Here is a 12,346-nt window from a genome sequence, read left to right as displayed (position 1 = left end):
CGTGGCAAGCCGCCGCCAATCACCGGCCGTGCGCCGCCGCGTACTTCTCCGCGATCGCCTCCGCCTCCGGCAGCTCGGCCTCGACCACCGGCAGGGCGGGCGCGACGTCCGCGCCCAGCTCGCCCAGCAGCTGCGCGAGCAGCGCCGCCGCGGCCGCGGCCTGCGGCGCGATGCCGGCGGTGACCACCGGTACGGACCGCTTGCCGGCGAGGGCGTTGGCGGGCAACTGGTCGAGCAGCACCTTGAGCACGCCGGTGTAGCTGCCCTTGTAGGTGGGTGTGGCCACGACCAGCACGTCCGCCTCCCGGATCGCCGTCACCGCGGCCGCCGTGGCCGGATCGCCCGGGGTGAGCAGGCCGGTGCCGAGCGCCCCGACCTCGACGACCGTTGCGGCACCGCCGAGCGCGGTGCCGACGGCGACGGCGAGCGTCGAGGTCCGCGACCCCGGTCGCGGATTACCCGATACAACGACGATCCCGCTCATGCCATCCCCTCCGCTGACGCTCCGGCGATGGCCCGAGTCAGGCGCTGGGCTGATGATTCGCTCGCAGGCTCGCTCATGCCATCCCCTCCGCTGAAGCTCCGGCGATGGCCTGAGTCAGGCGCTGGGCTGATGATTCGCTCGCAGGCTCGCTCATGCCATCCCCTCCGCTGACGCAAATTGCATTCGCCCGGCGCTGATTTGGTGATTCGTTCGCAGGTTCGCTCATGGTTCTTCTCCGCGTTCAGTAGGTGGTGGTCGGTCCGGAGGGCGGCGGTTATGCCGACCGTTTCAGGTGGGCGTAGGTGCCGTCGTGGTAGACCAGCGGCGTGACCGTCGCGTCCGCGTGGTGCTCGCCCAGCTCCGGTGCGGCCAGCACGATCGTGTGGTCGCCGGCCTCCACCTGCCGGGTCACCTTGCACACGATCCTGGCGAGCACCCCGTCCAGCAGCGGAACGCCGTCGGGCCCGGGACGCCAGGCGCCGTGCGCGGCGAAGCGGTCGATGCCGCGGGTGGCGAACGTCCGCGCGACGTGCTCCTGCTCCTGGGTCAGCACGTGCACGGCGATGGTGCTCGCGGCGCGCACCGCGGGCCACGCCGAGGCCGTCTTGGCCAGGCAGAAGGAGACCAGCGGCGGATCGAGCGACACCGAGGTGAAGGACGTGGCGGTGAACCCGGCGGGTGGTGCGCCGGGAGCGGTGATCACGACGACGGCGGCGGCGTGGCGGCGCAGCAACGCCCGGAACAGCTCGGAGTCCACGGCACGGTCCTGGTGGAGCGGGGTGACGGTCATGATGATCCCCTAAGCCGAGACGAGGGAGTGGTGGCGTAGCTCCTGCGGCCGTTGGTCCTCGGCGTGCGCAGCCGGCGGCGGGCTAACTTCCACCAATTGGGACAGGGTTGGTTTTGGCGGGGGCGAGGCGTCCGCGGCGGGGGTGGGCATGGGGCTTACCGTGCCTCCCTCGCTGGGCGAGTGTCAACGTCGATCCCATATCCTAGTAAACCTATGGGGTTCAGTTGACATGGAGGCCTTCCTTCGGCAGAGTCCGGGTCATGTCCACTCCCGTCATCGCCGTTGCGGCCGGCGCCCGCGCCTCGGGCGGCGTCGCGGGACGGGCACTGCTACGTCGGGGTCGCCTCGCGGCCGCAGCCCGTGCCTCGGGCGGTCGCGCGGCTGGAGCTCGTGCCTCGGGCGGTCGCGCGGCTGGAGCTCGTGCCTCGGGCGGTCGCGCGGCTGGAGCTCGTGTCTCGGGCGGCCTTGCGGCCGGCGGTGGGGTCGACCCGGCGCCGGGTCTGCCGACCGGCTTTCCCCGGCCGCCTGGGGTCATCGTGGACCGCGACCTCCGCGACCTCCGCGACCTCCGCGACCTCCGCGACCTCCGCGACCTCCGCGACCTCCGCGACCTCCGGCCCATCCGGGCGATCCCGTTCCCGGCGGTCCCGCCGCCGGCATCGGTCATGGCGATCCCGGTGATCGCCTGAACCATTGTTCAATTGTGCGCGCCGTCACCTTTCCTGGTGGCGGCGCGCCGTTGTTATGTTTTTGAGGGAAAATACTCCCGCATCATGGATTTGTTTTGACCTGAACCGCCTGGCCGTGAAGAATGGGGGACATGCAGTTGCGCGACGTACGACTCACGTCCCGCCTCGCCATCGATCTCCTCCGATGCGCGAGTGCCCGGTGTTGTGCCTGCTGATCTATCGGTGACCCGCGTGCCCTGACCGCAGCCCCCGAATGAACGATCCACGGCGCCGAAATGCGTCTATAAACCTATCCCACACATGGGAAAAGTATTGTTCAGTCGTCGACCGAGACCCGGTTGGCGGCCACACCCTCCGGAGGGGAAACCATGTCCGTTCTCGCCGTCGCCGAGCTCGCCACCACCCGCCTTGCCTCCGTCCGCCGCGGTTCGGGCCGGACCCGCCCCCGTTTGCGCAGCATCGCGCCCCCTGAATCGTCGGTCACCGTCACCATCACGCTCGGCGCACCCGGCTCGGAGGAGAGCGAGCGCGTCCTGGCGGCGCTGCGCGATCTCGTCGTGGCGGCCGGCCCGGATGCGAACGTCGATCTCGCGCCGATCGCGGCCGCCCCCGCCGCGCCGGGCGACACCTCGGGCCTGCACCTCGACCCGAGGCCCCGCGCGGTGACGCTCGACGGCCGCTCGCTGGACCTCAGCCGCCTCGAGTACGAACTCCTGTACTTCCTCGCGACGCACCCGCGCCAGGTGTTCAGCCGCAGCCAGTTGCTGGGCCACGTCTGGGGCCACATGCACACGACGGTTCGCACGGTCGACGTGCACGTGAGCCGGTTGCGCACCAAGCTCGGCAACCCGGACATCGTGACCACGGTCTACGGGGTCGGCTACCGCCTCGCCGACGACGCGGGCATCACCATCGCCGACGACTGAAAGGTTCCCTCCAACGCGGCGCGCCTGGGGCGCGCCGCGTTCCGGGCGGACCCCGTCGGTCGGTTCAGGTGCCGATCGACAACCGCACGCACCTTGCGGCGAATGTCGTCGGCGGACCGGTCGTCCTCGATGACGGCCTCGGCCATGTCGCGCAGCGCATGTCGCGCATCTCTCCGCCTTGAAGATCGTCAGCGGAGTTGTCCACGCCGGCGCGCCGGGCCGGGCCCGGGGCCCGGCGGCCACAGCGCGGCCGACAGCGGCGGTCTCGGTTGGCTGGGTGTCTTGGTGTTCGGGCGGTGGCGGGCTGCGGTTCGTGATCGCCGTGCGGTGGCGGTCTCGGTTGGCTGGGTGTCTTGGTGTTCGGGCGGTGGCGGGCTGCGGTTCGTCATCGCCGTGCGGCACGGCGCCGCCGGCCTGCATGAATAGTGCCCGGGTCGCCTCCGGTGGCGGGTCGAAGCCGAGCTTGACGCGCAGTTCGTGAAGGGGCGGCGAACCCCGGGCTCCGGCCGGCGTCATGGTCCGTGATGCCGCGCCCGCGAACTTCGGGGCCGCCGCGGTGCCGGCCGCCCGGCCGGCGTGGTCGATCCGGTTGGGGTGGAGCGGGGATCCGGTGTCGTGTCCCCGGCCGCGGGTGTGCGGTTTTTGCGTGCCGTGACCCGGACCGCCGTCGTCCTTGCGGTGGGTTCCTCCGACATCTGTTTTTTCTGCGGCGTGCCACTGGCGCCAAAACCCCCGTTTGCCTATCGTGTTGATAGGAGATGGGGGGCCCGTCGTGGCGCGTGTGGTGGCAGTGGTCGGGGGAGGGTGTTCCGGGGTCCTGATGGCCCGGGAACTTCTGCGATGTAGCGACGACGACGTCGTGCTGGTCGAGCCGGGTGAGCCCGGCGGCGGGGTCGCCTACGGCTCCGCGCAGCCATGGCACCTGCTCAACTCGCGGGCGGGCGCGATGAGCGCCGACCCCGACGACCCGGGCCACTTCGTCCGCTGGGCGGCCACCACGCCGGCGGCGTTCCGCCCCCGGGCCGAGTACGGCCGGTATCTGCGAACCGTCCTCGACGAGGCGGCCGCCGCGCACCCCGGCCGCCTGCACCTGCGCAGGGCGCGGGCGGCGGCGATCACCCCGGACGCCACCGTCGCGCTGGACGACGGCTCGGCGATCGCGGCCGATCACGTCGTCCTCGCCACCGGCGGTCCGGCGGCCGCGCGCCAGGGCGTCGTCCATCCGCACTACATCGCGGATCCGTGGCGGCCCGGCGTGCTCGACTCGCTGCCGGCCGACCGGCCGGTGCTGCTGGTCGGTACGGGGCTGACCGCCGTGGACGTGGCGCTCACCCTGACCGCCGACGGGCGCCGGACCGCGCCCGTCGTGGCCGTGAGCCGGCGTGGCCTGCTGCCGCTGACCCACACCGCGGACGCGGCGCCGCCGGCGGTGCCGTCGCTCGACGACTGCGCCACGCTGCGGGACGTCGTCCGGGCCGTGCGCGCCGCGGCCGGCGAGGCGGGGGACTGGCGGCCGATCGTGGACGGGCTCAGGCCGTACCTTGATGAGCTCTGGACCGCGCTGACCCCGGCCGAGCAGGATGCGTTCCTGCGGCACCTGGCCCGGCCCTGGGAGTGCCACCGGCACCGCATGGCCCCGGAGATCGGGGCCCGCGTCGCGGGGCTGCGGGCGGCCGGCCTGCTGGAGATCCGCGCGGGCGGGGTGGCCGCGTGGCCGGGTCTCGCGGACTTCGCGGCCGTCGTCAACTGCGCCGGGCCGGGACGGCTGCCGGCGGCGGCCGGGCCGCTTGTCGGCGGGCTGCTCGCCGCCGGCCTGGCCCGGCTCGGTCCGCACGGGCTCGGCCTCGACATCGACGTGGACGGCCGCCTGATCGGCGCCGGCGGGCGACCGCACGATCGGCTCTGGGTCATCGGCCCGCTGCGCCGCGGCGCCCAGTGGGAGACCACTGCCGTGCCCGAGATCCGTGCCCAGGCGCGGCGCCTCGTCACCGATCTGCATTCCGGTGCCCAGGTCGCGGCCGCGGCATAAGGCATTTATATCGAGCAATTCTTTAGTGCCCCTTTGTAGGCGGTGAGCGAATCCGCCCGCGCCCGGCGGCCGTGCGCGAGTGCCCGGATCGCCGGAGCCGTGTCGGCCGCCGGGCGGCCCCTGTGGAGGCGTGCCGCTGCCGAGCAGCGTGCCGTGCCGCCGGTGCGGTGCGTTCCGTGTGGCCATCCGGGCCGGTTCGCCGGTGGTGCGATCCGGTTCCGGAAGGTGACCGCGATTTCCGGCGGGTGGTCACGGCGCCGACCGTCCGTGGCGTGAATCAAGTTGACCGTCGGCATCCCGAACTGGTGATAGCCCAGTGATATGACGACGTCATTTGCGCTGCTCAGAGGCGGTTTGACGGGCGTCTAGGTGACTGTGCGCCGAACTCGGACAGCCTTGAGTCCAGATCGATTGTTCTCGATACTACCGGTGGCACCGGTACTCCGGACACCCGGCGTACACCTCATCCCCCTGGGAGGAACCTGTGCGTAACCCCGGTTCGAGGCTCGGCCGACCGATCGTCGGCCTGGCCGCCGTCTTGCTTGTAGGCAGTGCGTTCGCGTCACCCGCATCCGCCGCCCCGAGCGTCGCATCCGACCCCTCTTTCGCCCCCTCAGCACTCGCCGGCAAGCTGGACACCCAGTTCGGCGCGGCGACCGCCGGCTCCTATGTCGACTCCGCCGGCAAGGTCGTGGTCAACGTGACCGACGCCGCCACCGCCAAGTCGGTAAGCGCGGCCGGTGCAACCCCCCGCTACGTCGCCAACAGCGGCGCCGTGCTCGCCGCCGCGGACGCCACCCTGAAGACCCAGCTCAAGACCCCCGGCACGTCCTTCGGCCTCGACCCGGTCAGCAACAAGATCGTGGTCACCGCGGACAGCTCGGTCACCGGCGCGAAGCTCGACGCCGTCAAGGCGATCGTCGCCGGGCTCGGCGACAAGGCCTCCTTCGAGTCGGTACCGGGCACGCTGCGCACCACCATCTCCGGCGGTGACGCTATCTACGGCGGCGGCGGCCGTTGCTCGCTCGGCTTCAACGTCCGTAGCGGCAGCACCAACTACTTCCTGACCGCCGGCCACTGCACCAACAGCGCCACGACCTGGACGAACGGATCGGTGACGCTCGGCACCCGGGCCGGCACCAGCTTCCCCGGCAACGACTACGGCATCGTGCGCTACACCAACACGACCATCACCAAGACCGGTGGCGTCGGCTCGCAGGACATCACCTCGGCCGGCACCCCGGCGGTCGGCGCGACCGTCTACCGCCGCGGCAGCACGACCGGCACGCACTCGGGCCGGGTCACCGCGCTCAACAGCACCGTCAACTACGCGCAGGGATCCGTCTCCGGCCTGATCCGCACCACCGTGTGCGCCCAGCCGGGCGACAGCGGCGGCTCGCTCTACTCCGGTACCACCGCGCTGGGCCTGACCTCCGGCGGCAGCGGCAACTGCAGCTCCGGCGGAACCACGTACTTCCAGCCGGTCGTCGAGGCGCTGAACGTCTACGGCGTTTCGGTATTCTGATCCATCCTCCACCACGGAAAGGCCCCACCCGCCCGGTGGGGCCTTTCCGCTTGGTGAGTGGACAGGGTGAGAATGAGCGACAAGAATCGATCAATGCCTGCAGAAACCCCGCTCGAGTCGAAACGGAAGATCGGACGAGGAGGGCTGGCCCCGGGTTGCCCCGTCCACGCCGGCGCCGACGACGTCTGGCACATCCAGGACTTCACCACGGCGCGGGCGATGCTGCGCAGCACGGAAACCCGGCAGGCCGGCTTCGACGCCGAGAACGCCAGGAGACACGAGGGCCGGATGCGCATGCCGGTGCTCTACCGCGACGGGCCCGAGCATCGTGAACACCGTCGCCAGACGGCCAGGTTCTTCACCCCGAAGAGGGTCGACACGTCGTACCGGGCCCTGATGGACAGGCTGGCCGACGAGCAGTGCGCGAAACTGCGAAGCCGCGGTGGCGCGGATCTGTCGCAGCTGTCCTTCCGGCTGGCGGTGGCGGTGGCGGCCGAGGTCATCGGCCTGACCGAGAGCGGCCCCGGGATGGCGGGGCGCCTGGACCGCTTCTTCGAGGAGAAGAACAGCGGCAGCCGCCCGGTCCGGGCGTGGAAGGAGTTCCGCTCCACCGTCAACATGGGCCTGTTCTACTGGCGGGACGTGCGCCCGGCGATCAAGGCACGCCGGACCGAGGCGAAGGACGACCTGATCAGCCACCTCCTCGGCGAGGGCTGCAAGAACCCCGAGATCCTCGGCGAGTGCGTGACGTTCGCGGCGGCGGGGATGGTGACCACCCGCGAGTTCATCACGCTGGCGGCCTGGCACCTGTTCACGGACTCCGCGCTGCGCTCGGCCTACACGGAGGGCTCGGAGTCCGAACGGGTGGCCATCCTGCACGAGATCCTGCGCCTCGAACCGGTGGTGGCGAACCTCTACCGCTGGACGACGGAGGAGATCGAGGTCGGCGGCGCGACGATCCCGGCCGGCGCGCGGGTCGACATCGGCGTCGCGGCGGCGAACCTGGACCCCTCGGCGGTCGGCGCGGACCCGGGCGAGATCTGCCCGGCGCGGCCGATGGCGGAGGGCATGGGGGACGCGGGGCTGTCGTTCGGCGACGGGCCGCACCGGTGCCCGGGTGCGTACATCGCCATCCAGGAGACCGAGATCTTCCTGACCAAGCTCTTCGGCATGCCGGGGCTGCGGATGGTGACGCCGCCGAAGGTGGGCATCCGGGCGGAGATCGCGTCGTATGAGCTCACCGGCCTGCGCGTAGCGGTAAGCACGGAATCCTGACCGCGACCCACCCTGCCGCTCGGCGCGGCAGGGTGGGTCGCCCGGTCAGCTGGTCGCCCAGAGCGCCGGCACGTTCGGCGGCTCCCAGCCCGTCAGCGACGTGTGCGCCTGCAGGCAGCGGTACCGCACGCCGTTGTAGGTGACGATCCGGCCCGCCGCGTACGCGGTGTTCACCGCCCACGCCGTCGCCGCCGGGTTCGTCGTCGGGGTGGCGGTCGGGGTCGCCGTCGGGGTGCTGGTGGTCGGCGGCGTGGTCGCGGGCGGCGTCGTCGGGCTCCCGCAGCCGCCGAACACCCGGAACTCGAACAGCGAATACCCGTACGGCGTGCCGCGCTCGGTGCCGCTCATCCGCACGTAGCGGGCCGTGCCCGAGATCGCGTGCGTGACGTTGCCGCCGGTGCCGGCGGTCACCGTCGCGGCGGTGGTCCAGGCGTTGCCGTCCGTCGACGTCTGGATCTGGTACGCCCTGCCGTACGCGGCCTCCCAGCTGAGCTCGACCCGGCCGAGGACCCGCGCCGAGCCGAGATCGACCTGCAGCCACTGCGGGTCCGCGAACGCGCTGGACCAACGGGTGGCCGCATTGCCGTCGACGGCGAGGCCGGGCTGGTAGTCCGCGTTCTCCACCGAGGACGCCGTGGCGGTCCTGCCCTGGGAGAGCAGCACGTCGCCGGTGCAGGCGGTGGGCGTCGGAGTGGGCGAGGTGGTCGGCGGCGTGGTCGGTGGCGTGGTGGTGCCACCGCCGACGGCGTTGCCGCCGCTCCAGTTGGTCGCCCCGCTCGCAACGGTCTGTCCGCCCGGGACGCTCAGCGTCTTTCCATCCGAATACGTCACCGTCAGCGCGGCGTTCGTGATGTTCGCGGCGACGTAGGTCTTCGCGCCGTTCTTCGAGAACACCTTGGCCAGCGGGTGACTCGCCGTCACGCCGGTGTCGACCTGGCCGAGCGCCGCGAGGTTGCGCAGCCAGTGGAACGTGTGCGCTTTGCTCTCGCCCTCCTCGGACGTGTACGAGCTGTTCGCGCGGAACTTCGCCAGCGCCGCGTCCGGATCGCCGAGGGCGAGATACTGCCAGAGCATGTCGCGCCAGGCGGTCGGCTCGCCGCCGTTGTTGCGCACGAGCTCGGCGTAGGTGGCCTTGACCGACTCGGGGTAGTCGCCGAGGTAGAGCTGGCCGCCGGTCATCGGCAGCATGTTGATGCCCACGACCATGGCGTGGTCGCCCGAGAACCACGTCGCGTACGCGCCGCCCGAGCCCCACACGATGGCCGAGTAGTTGTGGCCCCAGGTCGCCGGGAAGTTCTCGTTGCGCACGTCGAACCAGTACTCGTTGATCGCCGCGGCCTGCGTGGTGTGCAGCCAGATCCCGGCGTCGCGCACGGTGTTGTTGCCGGTCGCCTGGCCCCACTGGATCAGCGCGTTGGCGAAGTTCTGCCCCTCGGACGAGGACTCCTGGTTGTTGCCCGCGCCGAACGCGCCGTGCCCGGAGGCCCAGTCGTGGCCCGCGTAGATGTCGAAGTCCCGCAGGTACGGGAACCGGGTGTCGTTGCGGTCGTAGTTGTTGGCGTCGCGGATGAGCAGGTCGACCATGCCGCCGTACTGGCCGGGCGCGGCCCAGGCCGGGTCGAACTTGGCGAGCGTCGCCGCCGCGGCGACGTAGTAGCCGTAGTGGAAGTGGTGGTCGTTGAGGTCCTCGTCGGACGCGTACGACGCGGGATAGCCGATCAGCGTGCCCCAGTTGCGGTCGTAGTAGAAGACCCGCGAGGACTTGCCGGCCGACGCGGTGAACCAGTCCGTCAGCCGGGTCCGGATGACGTTGAGCGCCGAGTCGCGTACCGAGGTGATGTTCAGCTGGTCGGCGATCTCCGCGATCCGGGCGGCCCGGCCGAGGCCCTTGCCGGTCCAGTACGTGTCGTCGCCCCTGAAGTCGGCCGGGTTGCTCAGCTCGTTGTTGAGCAACGTGGTGATCGTGCTGAGGTCGGCGCCGGCGGCGTCGCCGACGGCGGGGATCTCCGGCAGTACCCCGGTGTACTTCATGGTGGTCTGGAAGCCCGTGCCCGTGACGATCTTCATGGCGCCGCGCGGCGAGACGTAGGTGCGCGACAACGGGGTCGAGCCGGTGAGGTAGCGCCACTGGTGCGGGTAGAGCGCGATGACCGTGCCCGTACCGCTGCCCTCGCGCGCGGTGGTGGTGAACGCGTACGTGGTGTTCACCGTGCCGGCGCCCTGGTTGTACGTGTACGACATCCTGGTGCCGGTCACGTGGCTGTGTGCGTACTGGCCGTAGGTGTCCGCGAGTGCGATCTTGTCAGCCGTCGCGGCGCTGGAGAGTGTCGGCAGCACGGCCACCGAGAAGTAGCCCTTGCCGGCCAGACTGGAGCGGATCGTGCTGCCGCTCAGCGTCCACGTCGAGCCGGCCGGGCCGTACGCGACATAGTCGTGGCCGCCGATCGAGAAGCCGATCCGGTTGCCGCTGTTCTGCCAGGCGGTCGGCGGGCCGGTGACGCTCAGCAGCGCGTCGCCGCCGGTCACCTGGTAGTAGGAGAGCGGCAGGCCGTGGCCGATGGTGGCCTTCATGGTCCGGGCGCCGTCGCTCCAGGACGGCGTCACCGTCCAGTCGCTCCAGCCGTCCACGAGCGACTGCGTGGCGTTCAGCCCGGCGACGCCGACGACGACGTGCTGCGCGTACGGGTAGTGGTACTCACCGAGTCCGGTCGCGCTGCCGCTGATGGCCGCGTCGGTCTGGTATGACAGCCCGAGCCCGCTCGCCACCGGCCGGTACGCGGCCGGCCCGGCGAAGAGCGGCTGGGAGAAGTTGCACTCGTCGCCCTTCTTGAACAGCAGCGACGACCACCAGTCGTTGGTCGGCACCGGTCCGGCGGGTGCGTTCGGGGTCAGGTACTGCCGCGGGTTGGCCGAGATGTTGCCGCAGCCCGTTGGGAGTTTCGCGCCGGCGGGCAGGGTCTCGGTGTAGCTGCCGGCGCCGACGGTCGCCGCCTCGGCCGGGCCGGTCACGGACACGGCGAGGACGCCGGAGGCGAGGGCGACGGCGGCGGCGGCGAGGCCGGCCAGCCGGCCGCGCGGGGAGCGCCGATGGGGAACCGGGGAAGGGGGGATCGGGGGTTTCATACCGGGGTGCCTCCGATGGGGAAACGGGGGTCGCCATTGCCGCGGCGGTGGACCGCGGGCGAGGTCGTGAGAGCGCTCTCACGGTTCCGCGAGGCTAACTGTTACGAAGTGTTTCGTCAATGTTTACAGTCGTGAATAGGGCCTGCTCAGAAAGGATCTGTCCGGCATTGCCCGGCGACGCCTGGCGCCCCGCGCCGCGCGGCTGCCGACTGCGATCGCCGGCTGCTCCGAGCCGCTGCGCGGCGCTGACAACGCGAGCCTGGTGGCCGCCGCGAACGGCGACCTCTACCTGACGAACCGGCGACGCGGGAAGGACCGGTTGCCGGACTCGTTCGACTGGGAGGGTGACGCGAACGACACCCAGCGGGCCGTGCTCGACCGGGCCCGCAAGGACCGCTGGAAGCAGGTCGAGACCGAGGTGCTGCGAGTCACCCCGGATGGCCGGGTCGCCACGGCGGCCGGCCACGCCGACCTGGTCGCCGTGCACGGCGACTGGCTCTACCTCGCACAGGGTTTCGTCGACGAGCACGGCGCTGACCGGGTGGTGATCGTCCGGACCGCGATCCCGCGGTAGTCATCACCCATTGCGGGGCGTCGCCGGCGCACACCCCCGTCGGGTGCGCGCCGGCGCGCGGAACAGGTGGTGGCGCCCGCTACGGCCTGGGCGTCACGGTGCCGGTCACCGTCAGCGTGGCGTCCTTGCCGCTGAGGTGCCCGCTGCTGAAGCGCCCCGTACCGGCGAGGGTGACGGACCCGGCCGCGTCCATCGGGCTGCCGCCTGGCTGGTCGGTGCGCAGCGTGATCGGCAGGCGGGAGTCCGAGTCCCACGGGAAACTGAGGCTCTCGTCGAACAGCAGCGTCAGGGCGAGTGACATGGCACCCGTGGGGCGGCTGAACGTGCCGGCGGACGACTCGAGGCGCACGGTCACCCGGAAGTCCTGCGGCCCCTGCGTGATCCGGTCGCTGGTGATCTCCGGCCAGGACCGGACGCTGACCCACTCGCGGTTCACCCCGTCGAAGTAGAGGTTGAACGAGACGTCGCGCGACAGCGGCCCGGGCACCCGGCTGTCGGTGGTGGTCAGCGTCACGCGCCCGGTGAACGTGGCCGACAGGGCCGGCGCGGATCCGTTGTTGTCGCGCAGGCACCGCTCGTAGCGGGGCTTCACCACGGCGATGCTCGCCTGCACCTCGCGGATCCGCTCCACGATGTCGGGCTTCTCCGACGGAGGTGCGTTGCGCAGGGCCGCCTGCAGGCTGGCAAGTCGCGTGTTGAGCCCCGTCAGCCGGTCGTGGTCTGCCTGGCAGGGCGCGGGCACCGCGGCGTTGGCGGGCGCGGCCGCCGGGGCCAGCAGCGTGCCGACGGCGAGCAGCAAGCTGGTGACCGCGGTCGCGATGCGGGACGGTTTCACGTCGGTTCCTCCGTGTTGTCGATGGGCGGCCGCGCGGCACGCGGCGTCCTGGCCGCCCGGCGGTGGTGGTGCCGCGGGGCGCAACGCTGGACGCTA

At 71.6% G+C, this 12,346-nt stretch carries 10 protein-coding genes; 6 read left to right on the top strand and 4 right to left on the bottom strand.

Translation table 11 applies throughout. The annotated features are described in order from the left end of the window. Positions 1 to 19 precede the first annotated feature (19 nt). Entirely contained in the window at positions 20 to 484 is a 465-nt protein-coding gene (locus tag AB0B58_RS16050; protein WP_360223872.1) for an NAD(P)H-dependent oxidoreductase, read from the bottom strand. A gap of 274 nt (positions 485 to 758) precedes the next feature. Next, positions 759 to 1,274 carry a flavin reductase family protein gene (locus AB0B58_RS16045; RefSeq protein ID WP_360223870.1) on the bottom strand — a complete coding sequence of 172 codons (516 nt, stop codon included), beginning with the start codon at positions 1,272 to 1,274 and terminating at the stop codon, positions 759 to 761. Positions 1,275 to 1,810: 536 nt separating this feature from the next. Here AB0B58_RS16045 and AB0B58_RS16040 point away from each other — a divergent pair. The 5 genes from AB0B58_RS16040 to AB0B58_RS16020 all read left to right on the top strand — a co-directional run bounded on the left by AB0B58_RS16040 (position 1,811) and on the right by AB0B58_RS16020 (position 7,718). Beyond that, positions 1,811 to 1,963, top strand: coding sequence for a hypothetical protein (locus tag AB0B58_RS16040; RefSeq protein WP_360223868.1), 153 nt, complete (start codon positions 1,811 to 1,813; stop codon positions 1,961 to 1,963). 368 nt (positions 1,964 to 2,331) lie between these two features. Continuing rightward, on the top strand, positions 2,332 to 2,889 hold the full coding sequence (locus tag AB0B58_RS16035) for a winged helix-turn-helix domain-containing protein (RefSeq protein WP_360223866.1): 558 nt from the start codon (positions 2,332 to 2,334) through the stop codon (positions 2,887 to 2,889). A 745-nt stretch (positions 2,890 to 3,634) separates the two neighbouring features. Next, positions 3,635 to 4,918 (top strand): FAD/NAD(P)-binding protein, encoded by a 1,284-nt coding sequence (locus tag AB0B58_RS16030; RefSeq protein WP_360224225.1) that lies wholly within the window; start codon positions 3,635 to 3,637, stop codon positions 4,916 to 4,918. A gap of 484 nt (positions 4,919 to 5,402) precedes the next feature. After that, positions 5,403 to 6,443, top strand: coding sequence for a S1 family peptidase (locus AB0B58_RS16025; RefSeq protein WP_360223864.1), 1,041 nt, complete (start codon positions 5,403 to 5,405; stop codon positions 6,441 to 6,443). 93 nt (positions 6,444 to 6,536) lie between these two features. Next, positions 6,537 to 7,718, top strand: a complete 1,182-nt coding sequence (locus AB0B58_RS16020; RefSeq protein ID WP_360223863.1) for a cytochrome P450 — start codon at positions 6,537 to 6,539, stop codon at positions 7,716 to 7,718. A 45-nt stretch (positions 7,719 to 7,763) separates the two neighbouring features. Here the strand turns inward: AB0B58_RS16020 and AB0B58_RS16015 are convergent, their stop codons facing one another. Then, positions 7,764 to 10,841, bottom strand: coding sequence for a glycosyl hydrolase (locus AB0B58_RS16015; RefSeq protein WP_360223861.1), 3,078 nt, complete (start codon positions 10,839 to 10,841; stop codon positions 7,764 to 7,766). A 262-nt stretch (positions 10,842 to 11,103) separates the two neighbouring features. On the opposite strand from AB0B58_RS16015, the gene AB0B58_RS16010 reads away from it, so the two are divergent. Further along, positions 11,104 to 11,415, top strand: coding sequence for a hypothetical protein (locus AB0B58_RS16010; protein WP_360223859.1), 312 nt, complete (start codon positions 11,104 to 11,106; stop codon positions 11,413 to 11,415). Between the two features lie 79 nt (positions 11,416 to 11,494). On the opposite strand, the gene AB0B58_RS16005 is transcribed toward AB0B58_RS16010, so the two are convergent. Beyond that, positions 11,495 to 12,250 carry a hypothetical protein gene (locus tag AB0B58_RS16005; RefSeq protein WP_360223857.1) on the bottom strand — a complete coding sequence of 252 codons (756 nt, stop codon included), beginning with the start codon at positions 12,248 to 12,250 and terminating at the stop codon, positions 11,495 to 11,497. Positions 12,251 to 12,346 lie beyond the last annotated feature (96 nt).

The organism is Actinoplanes sp. NPDC049118 (assembly GCF_040648555.1).
Lineage (GTDB): Bacteria > Actinomycetota > Actinomycetes > Mycobacteriales > Micromonosporaceae > Actinoplanes.
Note: the sequence above shows the minus strand (reverse complement) of the source record. Positions and strands in the feature narration are given on the sequence as shown.